Raw genomic sequence first — 21,396 nt, forward strand, 5'->3', positions numbered from 1 at the left:
TGCGCTGGCTGAGATCAACGCCTCCGGCCCCCACCACGACCGCCGCCGCCGAATCCGCCGCCCCTGGAGCGCTTAATGCGCTGGCCTCCACCGCCGAGCCCGCCGCCGCTGCTCATGCGGCCGCGCTGTGAGAAGGATTTGGTCTCGCGTCCGCGGCCGTAGTCGCCGAGGCCCGACACCTGCCGCGGCCGCTTGTCGACCTTGCCTGCCGGCTTCCTCGCCGGCCGGTTGGCGCTGGCCGCCTTGTTGCGGGCTGGCTTGTTGACCTGGCCACCCAGATTCTGCCCAGCCTTCCTGGTTTGACCGCCCAGATTCTGTCCAGCCTTCCGGTCGGCAACTTTTCCGCGGTCGCCGAGGGTCTGGCCTGACAGGTTCTTGCCGCCCTCGCGCCCTTTGTTCTTCAAGCCCTGCTGCACGTCGCGGCGCACATCGCGGCCGGTGATCTTGTTTCCTTGGCCGCCTAGATTGGAGAGTCCGCCACGCTCCCGGTTCGGCTTGCGGTCGAGGCGGGCGCTATTGTTGCGCCGCAGGTTGTCGGCGATCGAATCGCGGTCGAAGTTGAACTTGTCGTTGTCCCAGTTGATGTTGTTGATGTTGTTCTTGTCCCATTTGAAGTTGTTGATGTCGATGTCGTTGATGTCGATATCGATGTCATCGCCGCCCCAGGAGTGCCAGTCGTCCCAGTCGACGACCGCGCCGAAGACCGCGCCGGTGACGAAGCCCGCCCAATAGGGCGCGTAAGGATAGTAGTAGGACGGGTAAGGATCGCCATAGTAGACGGGAGGTGCTGAGGCCTCGACCACATAGGTCGGGCTGAGGATCACCGGGTCATATTGCGGCACGTAGGTCACTTCCTTCTTGGCCGGCTTGATGATCACATTGTCCTTCTGCTTCTCGACGACGACCTTGTCGTCCGACTTGATGATGTTATTGGCGACGGCCCTGTCGCGCAGCTCCTGGATCGCGACCAGCATGTCCTTTTGCTGATTGACCACGGCCTGGCCAATCTCCTCAGTCCAGTTGAGATCGTCATTCATCATCTTGATGACTTGCGGATAGTTGAGAAGCGAGATGACGCTGCCGTCCCAATCCGCATTCGGCTTGAGATTAGGCTTGCTCTTGACGTCGTCGAGATAGCGTTGGGCCTGGACGATCTGCAGCGGATAGAGCGAGCCGGCGAGAACGAGAGCTACGAGATCGTCCGGATAGAGCGCGATGCGCGCCACCAGGGTCTCGAGCTCTTCCGCCGACAGGAGCTCAGGCTGAGTTGCCGCCGCTTGCGGCGCCGTCGCCTGCTGGGTCGAGTCCTGCGCCAGGCTGGATTGAGCCGGCTGCAGCACGATCATTGCGGAAAGCGCGGCCGGCACTCCCAAGGTCTTCATCCAGGTGCTGAAGGGCATGATTACAACCTCCGAAAGTGCTCGAACCTCATGGCCGGCGAGACAGCTCCGGCCCATGGCAAATCATGTCTCGAAAAGCGCGAGGCCGGATAGTTGGACCAAGGCCCAATGGGCCTTAACCATCCGCCCTGCCGCTCTCATTCCGGAAAGAGGAAGGTGATGGTGGCGCGCGCGCCGAAGCCATGCGGCCCCGCATCGGTGCTTTCGGCCCAGTATCTGACCGTGCCGCCGATGCTGACCGGCTGATGGCCGAAATTGACGAGCTTGCTGACCGAGACATTGACGGGAACGCTCCAATTCTCCGCCTCCCAGTCGTAGGTCGATTCGGTGTTGACGCCGAAAGTCCACGCATCGGGCGTGGTGTAGCTCAGGAAGGGCTGCAGGAAGGTCGTGCTCACCGCGTCGCGGTCGTCATCGCCGGCGAAGGACCAGATATGGTTCATGAGCGCGCCGACGGTCCAGCCGTGGGATTGCCTGAGGACCACCAGCGTCGGTCCGGCGCCCCATTTTTCGGCGGACAGCAATTCGTCGGTGCCGGTCGGCACGAGGAAGACCGGCCCCGCGCCCCAGACGATGCCGCTGGGCCCCGGATGGGTGGGCGAGAAGAACAGGCTCTGGGTGATGTCGCCGAGGCCGAACTGCTCGCCTGTGGTGGGGAAGATTTCGTCCTGGTCGATGATCGGCAGGATGGTGCGCGAGATCATGTTCCAATCCTCGCCGAGCGGGATGGGCACGACCGGCTGGAAGTTGAGCTGGAAGCGCTCGCCGTCCCGCTCCGGACCGATCTCATTGTCGTAGTTGAACTGGAACGGCACGCTGATCATCGCGGCGATCGGATTGCTCAGCTTCTCGGCGAGTTCCGATGCTTCTTGCGCCCCTGCGCCCAACGATGGCACCGTCGTCAGAACAGCGGCCAGGCCGATCATTCGCCACCTCGCCACGATAGTCACCTTCCCGCCATCCCTAAGCGGGAAGGTTAATCGCGAGACATATCAGCCGATAGTTGGACCAAGGCCCAATGCCTGGCGCTCAGCCTCCCATGAGCGGCTTTGCCGCCATATCCGTGGGCTCCACCACGCCGAATCTGTCGGCCATCCGCACCAGTTCGGCGACCGAGCGCACGCCCATCTTCTTCATCATGCGGGCGCGATGCACCTTGATCGTTTTCTCGACGACATTGAGGTCGCCCGCGATCTGCTTGTTGAGGCGCCCGAGGATCACCCGGAAGAAGACCGCGCGCTCGCGCACGGTGAGCGCATTGAGCCGGAACTGGAAATCCGTCTGCGCTTCTTCCGACAGGCGTTTCTCGCCGTCGCGCGCGATCGCCTGGCTCACCGCCGCCAGCAGCACGGTGTCGTCGAACGGCTTGGTGAGGAAATCGGCCGCGCCCGCCTTCATGGCGGCGACGCTCGTCGGCACGTCGCTTTCTCCCGAGATGAAGATCATCGGCTGACAGTGGCTCGATCCCGCCAGCAAGGACTGCAGGTCGAGCCCGGTCAGGCCGGGCATCGAGACATCGAGCACGATGCAGCCAGGCACCGCGGGATCATGCTCGGCAAGGAACGATTTCGGATCGGCATAGGACTTGGCATCGAACCCGGCCGACGCCAGCAGCCGCTTCACCGCGCGAAGGACCGAAGGGTCGTCGTCAACCAGATAGACTGTGGGATGCTGCTGGCTCATCTGTCACCTTTACCGGCAAAGGTAGGTCGAAGGAAAATGTGGCGCCGCCCTCGGGATTGCTGTGCGCGAAAATCTTGCCGCCATGCGCCTGGATGATCCAGTTGCAGATCGGCAGGCCAAGGCCGAGACCCAGCGCCTTGGTCGTGTGAAACGGCTCGAACAGGCTTTTCAGGCTGTTCTCGGAAATGCCCTCGCCATTGTCGATGACCGAGATGCGCAATTTTCCCTTCTTCGTCATCTTGGTGACGATGCCGAGCCGTCTTTCGGCCGGGAGCTTGTGGCTCATGGCATCGCAGGCATTGACGATGAGGTTGAGGAGCACCTGCTGGAGCTGCACGGCATCGCCATCGATGAGGGTGCAGTCCCGGCACAATTCCCGGGTCACGGTGACGCCCTTGAGCACCAGGTCGCTGCGGGCGAGATCGAGCACGCTGGTGACGAGCTGGTTGATGTCGATCGGCGTCCGGGGCCCCTCCTCCCGCCGCAGCAAGGTGCGCAAATGGTGGATGACGTCGCCCGCCCGCTTGTCGTCGTCGACGATATCCTCGAGGATCTGCCGGATCTCCGCGATGTCGTAGGGTTTCCTGGCGAGGATCCGCCGCGCCGCCTGGGCGTTGCTCAGTATCGCCGTCAGCGGCTGGTTGAGCTCATGCGCGAGCGCGCCCGACAGGGCGCCGAGGACCGACACGCGGGTCAGATGGGTGAGCTGCTTGCGCTGCTCGATCGCCTCATGCTCGGCGAGCTTGCGCTCGGTGATGTCCATGAGCACGCCGAGAAGCCGGCCAGCTCTGCCGCCGCTCTGTTTCCTCGGGCTCGCCCGCGAGGCGAGCCATTTGATCGTCCCGTCCTTCTGGGGAAGGCCATATTCTGCTTCGCACTGGGTGCCGGTCGTCATCGCCTTCAGCATCCGGGCCACGGCGAGGGTACGATCCTCGTCCTGCAGGCAGTTCAGGAACTGCTCGCGCGGAATGATTGCGTCGTTGCCCAATCCCAGCAGCTCCCGGCAGTGCTCCGACGTCCACACCTTGTCGGTGATCGGATCCCACTCCCATAGACCCAGATTGGCGGCCGATACGGAAAGCTCGATCTTATCGCGGTTGTCGGTCGCCGTTTGTTCGGCGCGCCGGCGTTCGCGCACCTCGCGATAAAATCTCAGCACCAGGTAACAGAGCCCCAGGAACACCGCCGCGGCGCCGAGGATCACCTCCCTGTATTGGACCCAGGGCGACACAGGTTTGAAGCGGACCTCGACGCCCGGGGGCAACGCTGATTCCGGCAGGCCCCAGCGCTCGAGCGCGCGCCAGTCGACGATGAAATTGTGCGACCTGGAGAGTTCGATAGTGGGCTGGGTGGCGCCGGCCAGCTTTTTCAGCGTCATATCGCCGACCTGGCGGCCGACCGCCTCAAACGTGTCCATATGGCCGCCGACGATGCCGCGTCCGATCAGCGTGTCATAGACGCTGTAGACGGGCGCCTTGGTGACGCCGAAGATCTTGTCCGCGACATCGCGCGGCAGGTAGCGCACACCTTCACCATCCTCGAAAACAGTCAGATACAGGACGGCCGTGTCTTCGGGCAGTGTTGCAATGCGGTTCAAGAGCTCGGCCATCGGCAGGCCGGCGAGATAGGAAAAACGGTATTTGCTGGAAAAGCCGTAGAATTTCGCCCGCGCCGTCATTTCCCACTGCTTGTCGAATGGCGAGGCGCCGGTGACGACCACGACATGCTTGAGAGAGGGCTGAAGTCTCTCCATCAGTTCGAGGGTCTTCACGATGTCGAAGTAGCTGACGACCCCGCTTATGCTGCTGTTGGTGAGGACGCGTTCCTCGCTGATGCCACCAAAGACGACATTGCTCGGCGAAACCAGGTAGGGTTCGCGGTCGATGAGGAAGGAAAGCGCCTCCGGGCCGATCGCGATCGCGGCATGAAAATGCGTCCTGGCGAATTTGGCGCGCAGATGTTGTTCGTCCTGCTGCCGATAGGCCTCGCCCGGAAAGCGCATGGCATCGAGGAATTCATAATAGACACGGACACTCGGATCCGTCCTCAGGACGCTTTCGAGCCCTATGACCAGCGCCTGGCTTGCCGGAAGCTCAGGCTGGGTCGATGAAAGGACGAGGACATTGCGCACATGCTCGGCCGCCTGCCCCGGCACTGATGCCGTTTGCCCATGGGCCAGAAATAAAAAACAGAATATCGCGATTGCGCCCGACAACCGGCGCCTCCACTTGGAACGGTCTGGCGTCAACCCCAACTTTGACCTCGAAACCGCTGTCGGCGTTCCGCGACTTGCCCGCTCTCACCCGTCCCAAGTGATACGAAAAGCGCTGGTCGGCGCCCCCGTAGCGCAGTCAAAACGGCAGTAACATACCGAATTTATTTGCGGTTCGGAGAATAGGCCAAATATTGATGCATGATCAAGTGTACCAATACTGGATAAATTTCAACTAAATCGGAAGTTGCGCAGTCGATACGGGAGCTCATGAATCAGGGTTCGAAAGCGAAAACACGCCCCCAGTCGCGCTTCATATCGACGACCGTCCAGCCCTTGGACTGGGCTTCGTCCAGCGCCTTGTCGAGCTTGCCGATATGGGATTGCCGGTCATAGGCCCATTCCCGCTCGGCATCCGTATGATGGACGAGCCCCATGAAGCGCGGGCCCTCTTCCGCCGCGGTCCATTCGAGCATCTGCTGGTCGCCGTCGGAATTGCCGAAAGCGAAGATCGGACGCCGGCCGATGAAGCGGTTGATTCCGACCGGCTTGCCGGGCCCGTCGTCGATGAATTCGACCTTCGCCTCTTTCATGAGCACGGGCTTGCCGTCAGGTCCCATCTCGAATTTCACCACGCCAGACGAGCCGACCACTTGCTCGGGCGGGATGCCATAGGTTTTCTCGGTCCAAGGCCGCATGAACTCGATGCCGCCGCCCGACACGATGAAGGTCTTGAAGCCCTTGGACCGCAGAAAGCCGAGAAGCTCGAGCATCGGCTTGTAGACGAGGTCCGTATAGGCCTTGTCGAAACGCGGATGCCGGGCCGTCGCGATCCAATCCGTGACCGTCTTGGTGAATTCCTCCGTCGTCATGCCGGTATGCGTTGCCGCCATGATCTCGAGCACCCCTTTTTCGCCCGAGGCCATGACCGCTTTGATATCTCCCTCGATTATACCCTTGAATGGCTGCTTGTCCTTCCATTCGGGATGCCCGGGCGCCAGCGCCTTCACCTGGTCGATGGCGAAGGCGACCTGGAAATAGATCGGCTGCTCCGCCCACAGCGTCCCGTCATTGTCGAAAGTGGCGATGCGCCGATCGGGTGGGACGAAATCCGCTCCTCCCTCCTTGGTGACGCGGTCCACGAAATCGACGATCGATTGCTTGACCGGGCCGGCATTCCAGGAGGGCAACGGCTCCGCCTGGGCGACGGCACCTTGGCTCGCCATGCCGCCGAGCACAGCGGCGCTCATTCCCAAAACGATGCTTCGCCTGGTCAATCCGTATTGCGGGCTCATGGAAAACCTCCGCTCGCGTCACTCATCTCAGTCTCCGCCGTTGGCGCGCAGAATGCAGCGAAAGCCGACATGACAGGTCGATGTATCTGTGGGCTGCGCCATGCGGGCTGCCGGGCGATAGCGGTGGCAATAATTCGGCGCGCAGAGATAGGAGCCGCCCTTCATCACTCGGCGGGGGATCCGGATGGCATCTTCCGCGCTGTGGCTCTCTTCGCGCTCGCCGCCGCGCGGATTGTGCATCGTGCAGCAGGGGCTGTCGATGCGGCCATGCTCCTGATACCAGTCCGAGGTCCATTCCCAAACATTGCCGGCCATGTCATGGAGACCATAGCCATTGGCGGGAAAGGAGCCGACGGGTGCCGTCCATTCATACCCGTCCTCGATCTTGTTCTGGATGGGAAACTCGCCCTGCCAGCTATTGGCCATGAATTGCCCGCCCGGCGCGAAATCGTCGCCCCATGTATATTCGGCGCCGTCGAGCCCGCCACGCGCGGCATATTCCCATTCGGCCTCGCTCGGCAGCGCCTTGCCCACCCAGCGCGCATAGGCCTCGGCGTCCTCATAGGCGACATGGACCACGGGGTGATCCTCGAGGCCCTTGATCGTGCTGGCGGGGCCACGCGGATGGCGCCAATTGGCGCCCCGCACATAAATCCACCAGTTGTAGCGGTTTTTGAGATCGACACGCTGCTTGGGCTTGTGGAACATGACCGAGGACGGCGCCAGGAGCTCAGGCTTGGCGCCGGGATAATCGGCCGGGTTAGCCGGCTTTTCCGCCAGCGTGACATGGCCGGTCTCCGCCACGAAACGGCTGAAGTCACGGTTGGTGACGGCATATTGATCGATCCAGAAACCATCGACGCTGACCTTGTGCGCGGGGGCTTCTTCCGGATAGTGCCGGTCCGAGCCCATCAGGAAGGTGCCGCCCGGAATCCATTTCATGCCTTCGCGTGCCGAAGCCTCATGGGCGGTGCGCTTTGTCCGGTTATCCATCTCATCGACTCCGTTCATCTGACGGCCCGCTCCCGCGCTTTTGCGATGCCCGCCCCCTTCACCTGGGCGATCCTGGCAATCGACGACATCAGCACCTGCTCGTCGACGGGCTTGGTCAGATAGGCGATGGCGCCGGCCGCCAGGCATTCGGCGCGGGCGTGAGGCGCGTCATGGCCGGTGATGATGATGACCGAAACCGACATGCCCTTGCTCGCCAGGTGCTGCTGCGCTTCGAGGCCGCTCATGCCCGGCATATGCAGGTCGACGATGGCGCAATGCGGCCGGAACGCGGGACAATCGGCGACGAACTCGCCGCCCGAGCCGTAGGCTTTCGCCTCGAACCGGGACGCACGCAGCAGCCGATAGAGGGCGCCACGGACGGAGGCGTCGTCATCCACGATTGCGATACGAGTGGGCGTCTTGGCCATCACTTGGCCCTTAACGCAATCACTTGTCCGGCAATAGTTGGACCTAGGACCTAGGCGTGTGGTTTTTCCACTCTTTCCGGACCTCTTCCTTAACGGATCGTCCCCTAAGTCCAATAGCTCGCCCTGAGATCAGGACATACCCTCGACCGCCATATGGACTTCCTGGCATTCCACGGCGGGCCGTTCTTCGAGCTGCAGCGGCGGTTGCGGCTGTTGCAAATCAATGCCTTGAGCGCCGGCAAGCGCGCCGTGATCTTCGTCCTTCTCGCCTGGCTCGTCCCGTGCCTGATTGCGCTCGCCGAGGGCCATGGCTGGGGCCCTGTCGAGCAGCGCCCGTTCCTGCGCGATCCGATGACCTGGGCCCGGTTCTTGATCGCGATCGCCATGTTCATCCTGGCGGAGAGAGCCGTCGAGCGGCAGCTGCGCACGATACTGAAACAGTTCTGGAACGCGCCGCTTCTCCTGCCGTCTTCATCCGACGATGCCGCCAAAGCCGTCACCAAAGCGCTGGCGGCGCGCGACTCTTTCTGGGCCGAGGTCGTGTGCGCGCTTCTGGCCGTCATCGCCGTCATCACCGCTTACACTCTTTTGAAACAAGCCGAAGCGCTCTCCTGGGCGGTCGTCGACGATGGGCAATCGCGCCGGCTGTCGCTCACCGCCTGGTGGTGCCTCTTGGTGAGCACGCCTTTGTTCTGGTTCCTGTTCCTGCGCGGTCTGTGGCGACACAATGTCTGGGCGCAACTGCTCAGGTCGCTGGCGCGGCTCGATCTGCGATTGACCGCGACCCATCCCGATGGCAAGGGCGGGCTTGCTTTCGTCGGCGATTATCCCAATGCCTTCGCCATGTTCGTCTTCGGCGTCAGCTGCGTCATTGGCGCTGTGCTGAGCCATCAGCTATTGCATGAGACGATCAGCATGACGGTCTATGGATCGATCATGACCGCGTGGCTCGTGATCGTGTTCGCGTTTTTCTCCTATCCGCTACTCGCCTTCACGCCGCCCCTCGCCCGGCTCAAGCAATCCGCTTTGCTCCTGGCGGCCACGCAGGCGACGAACTTTCACCGCTCGGCCGAGCACAAACTCCTGGGCCGGAACGTGGTCGCGGATGATCGGAAGGACGACGGCAAGGAGGAGATCCCGGATCCTTCCAAATTCTACGATGCGGCGAAGAAGATGTCCGCCTATTTACTGAACCGCTCGGCGCTCGTTCCCGCGGCGGCTGCGGCCGTGCTGCCGCTGGCGGCGGCCGGCGCCACCACGCTCCCCTACAAGGAGATATTCGCCCTGGTGAAGAAACTGCTGCTCCTCTGACATAATGGCGGGGGAGCGCCGACGCTGCCCGTGCCCTTGGTCCAACTTGGATTGGGTCGGCATTGATCGCAAGCTCCCCAAGGTCCAACTAGACCGTTTCTTCTTATATCCGCACTGTTTGCGCACAGGGGCGCCACCGCCGGTCGTACGGAACTAGCGCCGTGCGCCGCGGTTGTCGGCACGACGCAGGGCAGGCCTTGGCTCATATGTGATCGGCTCGCAGGCCCACTTTGCGAGCGATGGTCTCCCACTCGGATCCCGGAAGGCGTCCGGGTGGGAGCGCCGTTGCTCGGCGCTGGGCACCGCCATGCACTTTGGGATATGACGAAGCTTGCCTTGGCCGCAGGCTCGGGCTTCTTCTCTCACCACCACGTCATGAAAGGATCGCATCTTGGAGAAACAGCATGCTTGGCCGGAGGACCACTGGAGCTGGCCGGTTCACGTCAGCCATAAGCATGGCGTGCGCTGCGGACAGATGATCTGGGTCGGCGGGCAAGTCGACATCACCAGCAAAGGCGAGGTCAACAATCCTGACGACCTCCCCGTCCAGGTCGGAAACAGCATGCGAAACTTCGAGCGGGTCCTGCAGGAGCTCGGCTGCGAGCTGACCGATCTCGTCAAACTGCTGTGCTTCTATGTCAATGACGGCTCGCTCGATGAGCGCGAATTCCTCGCGATGGTGGCGAAGGCCCTGCCCGCCGACGCACGCCCCGCGATCACCGCCGTGCCGATTCCCTATCTCGCCTATCCCGGCATGATCGTCGAGATCGAGGGCTATGCGATGAAGGCAGCCGACGGTGCCAGCCTGCCGCGCGCCTTCGCCGAAGCGCCTGAGCTTTCGCCGCTGCCCGCAACCTTCGCGAAGGCCTTGCGCTGCGGGAAGATGATCTTCGTCAGCGCGCAGACGCCGGTCGGCGACAAGAGTGAGCTTGTCCACAAGGGCGACATCGTCGCCCAGACGAAGCAGGTGATGCGGCAGATCGGCATCGCGCTCAAAGATTTCGGAGCCGATTTCGACGATGTGGTCAAGCTGAACCGCTGGTATGTGGGCTCAGGCACGGTCGAGGATTTCGAGCCCGCGGCCCTGGCCTGTGCGGCTCATTTCAACGAGCCGGGCCCGGCCGCCACCGGCATACCGCTGCCGCGCCATGCGCAGAACGGGCAGCAGATCAAGATCGAGGTCGTCGCCATGCTCGGCGAGGACGGAAGCCGCCTGCCACGCCGCCATGTGTGGCCCGAGAGCCTGTGGGACTGGACCACGCATTTGCCCTACAAGCACGGTCTCAAATGCCACGACATGATCTTCCTCGGCGGCCAGGTGTCGCTCGACAAGCAGGGCAAGGCGGTCGAGCCCGGCAATCTGAAAGCCCAGACGCGCCAGGCGATGGTCCATATCGGCACCATTCTGAAGGAGCTTGGCGCCGATTATGCGGATGTCTGCAAGATCACGACCATGTATGAGGGCAAGAGCTCCTATGACGTGCTGCACGACAACCTGCTCATCCGCTCGTCCTTCTTCGAGGAACCCGGCCCGGCGACGACCGGCATCCCGCTGCCGGCCCTCGCCTATCCGAGCATGGTCATCGAGATCGACGCTTTCGCCATGACCGAGCCGGATCGCACGAGCTGAAGCATGATCCGGAAAATTAAAGCGTGATGGTTGGAACCATCACGCTTAAAGAGAGCACGCCGATCCGGCTACTGGGGAATGGTGCCGGCTCGCACGCAATTGGGCGGCGTGCCGCGGAAGCCCTGGGGACACAGCCGGCGCGGCGCATCGATGATGACCCGCACGCAATTGGGCGGCGTGCCGCGGAAGCCCTTCGGGCACGTCTTGGGCTCGATGACGATGCGCTTGCAATCGGGCGGCGTTCCGCGGAAGCCCTTCGGGCATTTCTTGGGCTCGATGATGATGCGCACGCAATTGGGCGGCGTGCCTCTGAAGCCCTTGGGACATTTCTTGGGCTCGATGACGATGCGCTCGCACTTGCCGGGCACGCCCTTCGTGCCGCGCTTGCAGCGGCAGTTCGGGAAATTGCCGACCGAGTCCGCCGGGCACTTCTTGGGCTCGACGATGCGCTGGCACTTGCCGGGCACACCCGTGGTGCCGCGCTTGCAGCGGCAGTTCGGGAAATTACCGACCGAGTCCGCCGGGCACTTCTTGGGCTCGATGACGATGCGCTCGCATTTGCCGGGCACACCCGTCGTGCCGCGCTTGCAGCGGCAGTTCGGATAGTTGCCGACGGAGTCCGCCGGGCAGACCTTGGGCGTATCGGCGACACAACGCTTGCCGTTCCATTTGAGCGGGTAGCGGCAGCGGCAGGCGCCGTCGATCCACTCCTGGTTGGCCGGGCAGTCGATCTTGCGGCAGTCGGGGAACTTGCCCCTGGTGCCCGGCGGGCAGACGATCGGCCGGCAGTTCGGCGGCGCGCCGGTGAAACCCTTGGCGCAGCGGCAATTCGGATAGGTGCCGACCTCGTTCACATCGCAGGTCTTCTCCGGCCCCGATGACGGTATGCGGCACTTGCCGTCGATGAAGCGCATCCCGCGCGGGCAGCGGCACTCGCCGTCGATCCGCTCCATGCCACCCGTGCATTTCTCGGGCACATCGATCTTGCGGCAATTGGGCGGCGTGCCCGTATAGCCAGACTTGCAGCGGCAATCGGGATAATCGCCGGCGGAATTCACCGGGCACTTCTCTTCGGGCGGCTTCACGTCGCGCTTGCAGCGCTCGCCATCCCAGCCCGAATTGGGCGGGCAGCATTTGCCCGGTATGGGTGTCCGCGACCAGCCTTGCGGACAGGCCTGTGACGCAGGCGGCGTCGTCAGGCCAAGGCCGCAGAATTCCGTGCCGTGCTTTTCGAACGGCTCGAACTTGGCTTCGACGAAGGCGGTGTCGTCGCCGGCATTGGTATTTTGCGGCGTGCCGCCGGCCGGCTCGAGAATCTCGATCTTGTTCTTGTAGCCGCACCTCACCTGCGATCCCGAGGGTGCCACAAAACTGTTCGGCGCTTCGATCTCGAGAGTGAGCACGACGCTCTCGCCCGGATCGAGCTGGACCGCCGGATGGGTGCAGATCCCCTGCTCCGGATGGCCGACCGCGGACTGGCCTTCGCAGACCCAGGGGAACGACCAGCTGCCGTTCGAAGGCTCGACGATCTGGCCGTCGAACAGCGTATCGCGCAGCTCGATCGGGCCGTTATGGACGCCTGGTCCGGCATTGGTAACGGTGATCGTGAACGGACAGTTCTGACCGCTCGCGGTGCCATCGCACGCGCCGACCGTCTTGGTGATGGTGAGGTTCCTGTCGCGGCCAGGGTCGCTCGTGAGGCCCGGCTCGCAGAACTTCTTGCCGTGCAGTTCGAACGGCGCAAATTTGACGTCGGCAAAGGCGACATCATCGCTCGCGTCGTTGTTCTTCGGGCTGCCGGGGGCAGGTCTCAGGATCTCGGCCTTGTTCTTGTAGCCGCATTTCACCTGCGACCCGGAGGGCGCGACAAAACTGTTCGGCGCCTCGATCTCGAGCTCGAGCACGACGCTTTCGCCCGGATCGAGCGCGATCTGCGGATGCTTGCAGATCCCCTGCTCGGGATGGCCGACCGCCGACTGGCCTTCGCAGACCCAAGGCGCCGACCAGCTTCCGTTGGACGGCTCGACGATCTGGCCGTCGAACAGCGTATCGCGGACCTCGATCGGCGCGTTGAACACGCCTGGCCCCTGGTTGGTGACAGTGATGGTGAATGTCGAACTCTGTCCGCTCGCCGTCACCTGGCTTGCAGAAGCCGTCTTGGTGATCGAGAGATTGCTCTCCTTCCCTTCGGGCGAGGTGAGCGGCGGCTCGGACTGGTCCATATTCGCCGCAAGGCAGATGCCCTGGCCTCCGCCCTGCGGGAATACCGGCGCGACTTGGGCTTGAGTCGAATCCGTGTCGTTGGGCTTAAAGAAATTATGCGCGGTCCCGCCCGGCGCCTTGACGATCGTCGCGGTGTTCGTGATCTGGCACTTCGCCTGGGGCGATACAGGAATCCTGACCGTCATCCCAATCTCGGCCTTTTCCTGATGCGCGAGATTGGGATTGTTGCTGCTGCATTGATACAGATTCGGGAATGTCGGTCCTCCGCAATTCCATCCGGCGGGCGGCTGGAACGCGACCGTGGCGCCGGCTTGCAGGCCCGGCAGGAAGTCGAGGAACTGGATCGGGCTCTTATAATCCTTGCCGAAATTTTGCACCGTGATCTTGAACTTGCACTCCCAGTCGTTGCCTTTGGGAGGGCACGGGCCGGCAGGTCCGGTTTTCGTGATCTTGAGGTCGGAAAGGCAGAGACCCTGCGCAACCGCGGCAGCGAGCTGCGCCTTGGCCGAGCTCTTGTCATCGCCGGCGAAGGAGTTGATCAGCGTGCCGCCTGGCGCCTTGATGATCTGCGCGGTGTTGGTGACCTCGCATTTCGGCACGGGCGCCACCGGAATCCTGACGGTCACCGGGATCTCGACCTTTTCCATATCCGCAAGGTCGGGATTATCGCTGTTGCACTGATAGAGATTGGGGAACAGTGCCGGGCCGCCGCAATTCCAGCCGGCGGGCGGCTGGAACGAGAGCGTGGCACCGGGAGGATTGTTCAACGGCACATAGTCAAGGAACTGGATGGGGCTTGTGTAAGGCTTGCCGAAATTCTGGACGGTGATCTTGAACTCGCACATCCAATTGCCGAACACGACGGGGCACTCGCCATTGGGCCCTTTCTTGGAGATCTTGAGGTTGCTCAATGCGGGCAAGCCTGGGCACTCGGCGAGCTCGCCCGGCAGGATCATCGTGGCGTCGGCTTCATCATCGGTCGGATCGGTGTTCTGGTCGGTTCCGCCCGCGGCCGCGACGATTTTCACCTCGTTCTTCGCCTGGCACTGCAAAGGCTGGGCAAGGTTTTTCGGGACCTTGACGACGGCGTTCAGATTCACCGCCTGGTTGGGCAAGAGAACCACCGGCCCTCTCTGGCAGGAATAGGTCGGCCCGGGGCCTGCACAGGCCCATGACGCCGGCGCGAAGGTCGCGGTGGCCCCCGCAGGGATGGTGTCGTCGACCTTGATGAGGCCGTTATAGACGCCGGCCCCGATGTTGCGGACCACGATGTTATACCGGCATTCGAAGTGGCCGATCTTGTCGATGCAGACATCGCCAATCTTGTGTTTCGAGATCTTGAGATTGGTCTTCTCGCCGTCAACCGGCGGGCAGTGAGGAGCCGGGATCGTGGCGACTGCCAGGTCGAAGTCATCCGCAGGATCGGCATCGCCGAAACCCAGCGGCCAGACAAGTCCGGCCTCGTTGTCGAGATGGCAGACGGGTGCCGCGACCGGGAGATCGACCTCGACGTGAAGGTCGATGCTTTCTCCGGGCAGGAGCCCTGCCGGGCCATAGGTGCATTGCTGCTCGGTCGGCGAGATGGCAAAGCAGACCCAGGGCGGAATATTGGCGAGCGTCATGACCGCGCCCGCCGGCGCTGCCGGCAGCTCGTCATTGACGACGATCGGACCAAAATAAGGGTCCGGACCCGTATTGGTGACGCGCACCACGTAATCGCACAGGAAGCCGAGCCCACCCGCCACGCAGGCGCCGGGCAGCGACCGCTTTTCAAGGCGCAGATTGTAGACCCCTTCCGGAAAACCGTCCGGCGGCACATCGCCCGGCGGCACGCCATCCGGCGGCACATCGCCCGGCGGTACATCGCCCGGCGGCACGCCGTCCTCAGGCGTCTCACCTGGCGGGAAATAGTCGGGCGGCACATCGGCGGACGGCACATAGGTGCCGAAGTCGGCCCCCGGCGCGCAAGGCTGCCAGATCTCGACATCGCCCACATGGCCGAGCTCACGCGGATCGCCCGTCACACCATCATAGTCGAGAAAATAGGATTTCGCCGGCGGCTCATTGTCCGGCCGCGTCAGCGCGCGGTCAGTCCCTTGCAAGCCATTCACGACCGGCGACTGCGGAGTGGCGGCCTCCTGCGTGGGCGATGCATTTGAGAGCAACGCATCGCCTGTCGCCCAAATGGTGATATCGCATGCGCCGGGCCGGATCGCTCCCGCCGCATCATAGCCGTAGCCGAGCGCCACGCCGCCCGATGTGTTGCGATAATCGGGCGGGTAGCCGATGGCATATTCATCAGGTATCGGCACCCAGATGCCGGGCGTGTCCGGATCGTCCGGTATCTCCCGGCCGAAGCGGAAGACCACCGACTGTTTCGAATCGGCGAAAACGGAATAGTCGTAGCTGCCCTTGATGCCGCCGCGCTGGGCCACATACATGTAATCTTGGGCATCGAAGGCGATATCCGAGATGGGATGATTGCCGGGCGTTCCCGAAACCTCGATTTCGCGACGGGGATCATTGCCGAAGGTGCCGTCGAGATTGATGGAGACGGACCAGATTTCCGGTCCCGCGGCGCCCACGAAGGGGGCGTAATAAAGGCGCCCGGCGCGCAGGCCGAGCCCCCAGACGCGCCGCTCGGGCTGGGTGAAGCCCCAGCTGCCTGAATCTTCGCTGTCGAAGGCCGGCGACTTGATGTCCATCGCCACGCCGTCATCCGCGACCGCGGGCAGGCCCGCCGCCGGCCGCCCCGTCTGGCCATGATCGAATGAGTCGATGAGCGTTCCGGTCGCGTCCAGGCGATGGATCAGTCCGTTGTCGAAATCGGAAACGAAGAACTGCCTTGTGGCGCTGTCATAGACGATGTCGCCGAGGCCCGGCCCGCTGTTGCCTTGTATGGTCGTGAAGAGCGACACGGCGCCGGTCTTGCCGTCGACCTTGTAGATCGAGCCGGGGCCGCCATTCCGGCCGAACTGCCCCGCCATCCACTGGGCTTGGGCGTCGCCCTTCTTCAGGCGTTCCGGCCGCCCGTCGCCATCTGAGTCGGGCGCCACGATCTGCAGCCCGAAAGCCGAGGTGGCGCCGAGATAAATGTTGGGCGTGTCCTGCGTATCGAGGCCGATGGCGAAAACCTGGCCGGCATCGCGGGCTTTGACCTGGAGAACGGAGGGGGCGGTGATGAGCTGCCCGGCGGGCGGCGCTCCCGGGGCGAGCCGCATGATCCGCGCCGACGCGCCATCGAGGTCGATGAAGGTTTCATCGATCGGATTGCCGCTGGCGGGGGGCGGATCGGCGGGTTTCGTGCCGGAGAAGCCCGTGACCACGGCGTCGCCGCGCGTAAAAACGGCATTGTCTTGGGCGTTCGCCTGGGATGTGGCGAATGCGATAAGCACAAGACCAAGCAAGCCAAGGTACCGCATTCACGATCTCCACGGTTGCAACATCCGCCACTAGATCATTACCCTTAGGTAATGTCGGCTGAACCGGGGATGAACAAAGCCGCGGCGCATCAGGAAATGACGAAGCTCGCCTTGGCCGCGGCGACGCTTTTCGAAACGAAGTCATAGACTTCCGCCACGCGGCGGGTGTGATGCGTGTCGGGATGCGACATCAGCCAATAGGTGCGCGTGAAGCGGGTTTGCGGCAGAACGCGCTTGAGCTCGGGGAATTGGCCGGCCGCATAGTCATGCAGGATGCCGATGCCGTGCCCTGCCCGCACCGCCTCCATCTGGGCGACGACGCTGCCGCATTCATAATGCCGGCTCATCAGCCGCCCGAGCTCGGCGGCGTAATCGAGCGCGCGGCTGTAGACGAAGTCCTCGACATGGGTGATGAACAGATGCCCGGCGAGATCTTCCGGCCGCAGGATACGTCCGGCGCGCACGAGATAGCTCTTCGCGGCATAGACGCTGAGCGTATAGTCGGTGAGCTTCTTGACGATGAGCCGTCCCTGCTTGGGCCGGTCGAGCGTGATGACGATATCGGCCTCGCGCCGGGTGAGCGAAAAGGTCCGCGGCAGCGGCACGAGCTGGATCGTCAATCCCGGATGCTGGGCGGCGAGCGCCCCCAGGGCGCGCGACAGAAAATAATTGCCGAGGCCGTCGGGCGCGCCGACCCGCACCGCGCCGGTGAGCGCCTCGGAGGCGCCGGAGAGCAGCGTTCCCGCCTGCAGCAATTCGGATTCGACCCGCTCGGCCGCCTTGAGCAGCACCTCGCCGGCGGGAGTCAACGTGCAGCCATGGGTCTGGCGCTCGACCAGCCGCGCATCGAGCTCGGTTTCGAGAGCCGTCAGCTGCCGCCCGACCGTGGCATGGTTCAATTTCAATTGCCGCGCCGCGCCCAGGATCTGGCCGGAACGGGCGACGGCGAGGAAAATGCGGATGCGATCCCAGTCCATGAGATGACTATAAAATATGCACAACAAAGCTGCAATTCTGTTTATTGCTGTGCATGATTTAACGCCGCATAACGGCCTCGTGATTTATCGAGGAGTGCCTCACATGGCGAAGACTATCCCGCATCATATCGGTGGCCGTAAGGTCGAGGGCCGCTCGGGCCGCAGTTCCCCGGTTTACAATCCGGCCACCGGCGATGAGACGGGTGCCTTGGCTTTGGCCTCGGTCGAGGAGGTGAACGAAGCCGTCGCCGTCGCGCGGAAGAGCTTTCCCGCCTGGGCGGCGACCACGCCGCTCCGCCGCGCCCGCATCCTCAACAAGTTCCTGCGCATCCTCGAAGAGCGAACCGACGCGCTTGCGGAAGTCATCACCGCCGAGCACGGCAAGGTGCTGTCGGATGCCGTAGGCGAGATCCAGCGCGGCATGGAGGTCGTCGAATTCGCGACCGGCGCACCGCAGCTTCTGAAAGGCGAGATCACCGAGAATGTCGGCACCCGCGTCGACAGCCACTCGCTGCGCCAGCCGCTCGGCGTCGTCGCCGGCATCACGCCCTTCAACTTTCCTGCCATGGTGCCGATGTGGATGTTCCCTGTGGCGCTCGCGGCCGGCAACTGCTTCATCCTGAAGCCCTCCGAGCGCGATCCTTCCGCCGCGCTGCTGCTCGCCCAATGGCTCGAGGAAGCGGGACTTCCCTCAGGCGTCTTCAATGTCGTCCACGGCGACAAGGTCGCGGTGGATGCGCTCCTGCACCATCCCGACATCGCGGCCGTGAGCTTCGTCGGCTCGACCCCGATCGCCCGCTACATCTACGAGACCGCGGCGAAGACCGGCAAGCGCTGCCAGGCGCTGGGCGGCGCCAAGAACCACATGATCGTCATGCCGGATGCCGATCTCGACCAGGCCGTCGATGCCCTCATGGGTGCGGCCTATGGCTCGGCCGGCGAACGCTGCATGGCGATCTCGGTCGCCGTGCCGATCGGCCAGAAGACTGCCGACGCCCTGGTGGCGAAGCTCGAGCCCAGGGTGCGCGGTCTCAAGGTGGGTCCCGGCACCGACAAGGAAGCCGAGATGGGCCCGCTCGTCACCCGCCAGCATTATGAGAAGGTGAAGTCCTATATCGATGCCGGTGTCGCCGAGGGCGCCAAGCTCGTCGTCGATGGCCGCTCCTTCCGCATGCAGGGCTATGAGAACGGCTATTTCCTCGGCGGCACGCTCTTCGACCATGTGACCACCGGCATGAAGATATATAAGGAAGAGATTTTTGGCCCGGTGCTCGCGGTTTCGCGCGCCGATTCCTTCGAGACCGCCGCCCGCATGATCAACGAGCATGAATTCGGCAACGGCACCGCGATCTTCACCCGCGACGGTGACGCGGCCCGCGAATTCGCCCATCAGATCCAGGTGGGCATGGTCGGGATCAATGTCCCCATCCCGGTGCCGATGGCCTTCCATTCCTTCGGCGGCTGGAAGTCCTCGCTCTTCGGCGACCATCACATGCATGGGCCGGAAGGCATTCGCTTTTACACGAAGCTCAAGACCATCACGTCGCGCTGGCCGACCGGAATCAGGGCCGGATCCGAATTCGTCATGCCGACGATGCGCTGACCACGTCGATCTCGATCTCGGCCGCCTTGCGCACCGCGGCGGCCGAGCTCGCAAGCGGGACCACTTGGCCCTTCGCCCATAAAGGCGCCATCGCGTCATAGAATGGCGATGTACTGTCGCCGCTCTGGCCGGGCGCGTTGATCCAAAAGCTCTTGTCGAGATCGGCCAGGTCGATGACGATCCGGAAGGTCGATCCCGTCAGCTTCACAAAAGTGGCGGCATCGAAGCCGCTGTGGAAGACGGTCGACTCGCTGCCGCCCTGGCGAAGTGGCCCGACGACCGGGAACCGCTCGCTCTGGCCGGACAAGGGATGCGCAAAGAGCGCGTGATGCAGATCGCCCCAGCGGGCCTCTTTACCAAGGCGCCTGTCATGGTGGGCGAGCTCGTCGAGCGCCGCGCCGAGCGTCGTCTCGATCAGCGGCGTCGCCTTGTCGCTGCCCAGGCTTTCAAGGAAATCGCAGGACACTTCATTGTCGATGCGGGGCATGGAGAACGGCCGGCCTGCGGCGTGCGCGACGAGTACCGGCTTGAGATGCCGGACATGCCAGATTTCGAAGAGGGCGGCTTCGCGGCTCTCCGGATCGAGGACTGCATCCCAGGCGGAAAGGCGCTTGATCGCGCCTTCCACCCTCTCATCGGCAAAAGCGAGCTTCGCGGCGAAGGCCAAGACGCGCTCGGCGATCAGCGATGTCTTGTCGAGCTGCAAGGCCAGTGAATCCGCGATCGTGACCGTCTCATTCCCGCCGAGGCGCGCTTTGATCCGCCGCGCCCGCGAGGATTCCGACCATTCGAAGCCGAGCATCTTTTCGCGCGCCGATTTGTCCGGCAGGTTGAACTCATTCGCGGTATGGACGTAGCCGCTCGCCGGATTGGCCACTTTGGTCTCCTCGGCGATGGAGAACACGCCGTCCCATCGGGCATCGTCCGGGAGGCGGCGCGGCACGAGGCCGTTCTGCCGGCGCTTCGGCATGAAGCCCGTCGACAGCCGCGCTATGTCGCCCGCCTCATCGGCATAGATGAGATTGACCGCCGGACATCCCCAGTGCGCCGCCGCCGCGCTGAACTCGGCAAGCGAGCGCGCCTTGCGGTAGCGCAGGCTCTGCAAATAGGGAAAGGCGCCCGGCTCGAACCACACCGATTGCAGCGCCACCGCGCTCTTCTCATGCGAGGCGAGGATAGGACCGACCGGCGTCAGGTTGATTGTGGTCATCACCGGCTCGGATCGCCCGCGCACCTCGATCGGCTCGCGCACAGTGGTGACCGCAACGCCGTCGCCCTCGATGAGGACGAAGTCTTCCTGATCGGCCGGGAAGATCGTCAGGCCGAAAGCCGCCGTGCCATTGTGGCCGATCGAGACGCCGGGCTGCATGGGCTCGCCGCCGCCGATGAGGTCGAGGCCCGGCGCATGCAGGCCGACGAGATAACGCAAGGAAGGCATGGTCAAGGCACGATGCGGATCGCTGGCAAGGATCGGCTTGCCACTCGGCGTCCGCGCGCCTGCGATCGCCCAGGCATTCGATCCGCCGGGATCGCTCGCCCCGCTCTTTGCCGTCGATCCGAAGCTGATCGGATCGACGCCATGGCGATAGACCGCAAGCGCCGCTTCGAGAAGATCGGCTTCGGCGCGGGTGAAAGTCGAGGCGTCGTCGATTGACGGTTGCAAGCGGCCGAGGAAGCGCTCGCACGCTTTATTCCCGTCGGCGCGCAAGCGCGCCCGGGCGACCTCCTCCTCGACATTCTGCATGAGCCCATGGAAGCGGATGGTGATGGCTTCATCCGCCGTCCAGAAATCGGGCTCAGTCCTTGTATGCGCGAACTCGGCCGGCAAAGGCTGGTCGCCGGAGCGGGTCAAGGCGATGAAGGCATTCACCCCATCGACGAAAGCACCGAAGATCGCCTTCGCATCGGGGCCGTAGGCCGCCCATTCCTTGTCGAGATCGCCGCGATAGAGGAGCTTTCGCGCCGCGATGTCATGGACGAGAAAGGCCTCGCCGAAATTCTTGGCGAGGCGGCCGAGGCCGCGCTTGTACCAGAGATCGATCTGCCACAAGCGGTCGCGCGCCGCATTGAAGCCCTGAAGGAAGAACAGGTCTTGCTCGTTCTCCGCATAAAGATGCGGCACGCCATAAGCGTCGATGAGGATACGGCAGGGCTTGCCGGGTGCGGGCCGCCCTTTGGGAAGGCTGATGCGTTCATGCTTCATGAGGGGAATTGAAAAA

The 21,396-nt window shown here is 63.5% G+C and carries 13 protein-coding genes; 3 read left to right on the top strand and 10 right to left on the bottom strand.

Annotated features, from left to right (window positions below):
• Positions 1-14: 14 nt before the first annotated feature.
• The 7 genes from DS839_RS22625 to DS839_RS22655 form a co-directional block, all read right to left on the bottom strand.
• Positions 15-1,400 carry a DUF3300 domain-containing protein gene (locus DS839_RS22625; protein WP_368911841.1) on the bottom strand — a complete coding sequence of 462 codons (1,386 nt, stop codon included), beginning with the start codon at positions 1,398-1,400 and terminating at the stop codon, positions 15-17.
• A gap of 137 nt (positions 1,401-1,537) precedes the next feature.
• Positions 1,538-2,326 carry a transporter gene (locus DS839_RS22630; RefSeq protein ID WP_119272762.1) on the bottom strand — a complete coding sequence of 263 codons (789 nt, stop codon included), beginning with the start codon at positions 2,324-2,326 and terminating at the stop codon, positions 1,538-1,540.
• A 103-nt stretch (positions 2,327-2,429) separates the two neighbouring features.
• Positions 2,430-3,083, bottom strand: a complete 654-nt coding sequence (locus tag DS839_RS22635) for a response regulator transcription factor (RefSeq protein WP_119272763.1) — start codon at positions 3,081-3,083, stop codon at positions 2,430-2,432.
• On the bottom strand, positions 3,049-5,238 hold the full coding sequence (locus tag DS839_RS22640; protein WP_119272764.1) for a sensor histidine kinase: 2,190 nt from the start codon (positions 5,236-5,238) through the stop codon (positions 3,049-3,051). Before DS839_RS22640 ends, DS839_RS22635 begins: the two co-directional genes overlap by 35 nt.
• Before the next feature lie 332 nt (positions 5,239-5,570).
• Complete coding sequence (locus tag DS839_RS22645; protein ID WP_368911842.1) at positions 5,571-6,545, bottom strand: HAD family hydrolase; 975 nt, start codon at positions 6,543-6,545, stop codon at positions 5,571-5,573.
• 72 nt (positions 6,546-6,617) lie between these two features.
• Positions 6,618-7,583 (bottom strand): formylglycine-generating enzyme family protein, encoded by a 966-nt coding sequence (locus tag DS839_RS22650; protein WP_368911843.1) that lies wholly within the window; start codon positions 7,581-7,583, stop codon positions 6,618-6,620.
• A 14-nt stretch (positions 7,584-7,597) separates the two neighbouring features.
• Positions 7,598-8,011, bottom strand: a complete 414-nt coding sequence (locus DS839_RS22655; RefSeq protein ID WP_119272766.1) for a response regulator transcription factor — start codon at positions 8,009-8,011, stop codon at positions 7,598-7,600.
• Between the two features lie 153 nt (positions 8,012-8,164).
• Here DS839_RS22655 and DS839_RS22660 point away from each other — a divergent pair, with 153 nt between their 5' ends.
• On the top strand, positions 8,165-9,322 hold the full coding sequence (locus DS839_RS22660; protein ID WP_368911844.1) for a hypothetical protein: 1,158 nt from the start codon (positions 8,165-8,167) through the stop codon (positions 9,320-9,322).
• A gap of 391 nt (positions 9,323-9,713) precedes the next feature.
• Positions 9,714-10,952 (top strand): Rid family hydrolase, encoded by a 1,239-nt coding sequence (locus DS839_RS22665; protein WP_162918734.1) that lies wholly within the window; start codon positions 9,714-9,716, stop codon positions 10,950-10,952.
• Positions 10,953-11,020: 68 nt separating this feature from the next.
• On the opposite strand, the gene DS839_RS22670 is transcribed toward DS839_RS22665, so the two are convergent.
• Positions 11,021-16,597: a DUF11 domain-containing protein gene (locus DS839_RS22670; RefSeq protein WP_119272768.1), complete on the bottom strand. Its 5,577-nt coding sequence runs from the start codon at positions 16,595-16,597 to the stop codon at positions 11,021-11,023.
• An 89-nt stretch (positions 16,598-16,686) separates the two neighbouring features.
• Complete coding sequence (locus DS839_RS22675; protein WP_119272769.1) at positions 16,687-17,574, bottom strand: LysR family transcriptional regulator; 888 nt, start codon at positions 17,572-17,574, stop codon at positions 16,687-16,689.
• A gap of 103 nt (positions 17,575-17,677) precedes the next feature.
• On the opposite strand from DS839_RS22675, the gene DS839_RS22680 reads away from it, so the two are divergent.
• Positions 17,678-19,177 carry a CoA-acylating methylmalonate-semialdehyde dehydrogenase gene (locus DS839_RS22680; protein WP_119272770.1) on the top strand — a complete coding sequence of 500 codons (1,500 nt, stop codon included), beginning with the start codon at positions 17,678-17,680 and terminating at the stop codon, positions 19,175-19,177.
• On the opposite strand, the gene DS839_RS22685 is transcribed toward DS839_RS22680, so the two are convergent.
• Positions 19,158-21,380 carry a penicillin acylase family protein gene (locus DS839_RS22685; protein ID WP_119272771.1) on the bottom strand — a complete coding sequence of 741 codons (2,223 nt, stop codon included), beginning with the start codon at positions 21,378-21,380 and terminating at the stop codon, positions 19,158-19,160. The genes DS839_RS22680 and DS839_RS22685 overlap by 20 nt on opposite strands.
• Positions 21,381-21,396: the final 16 nt, after the last annotated feature.

Source organism: Taklimakanibacter deserti (assembly GCA_003574785.1).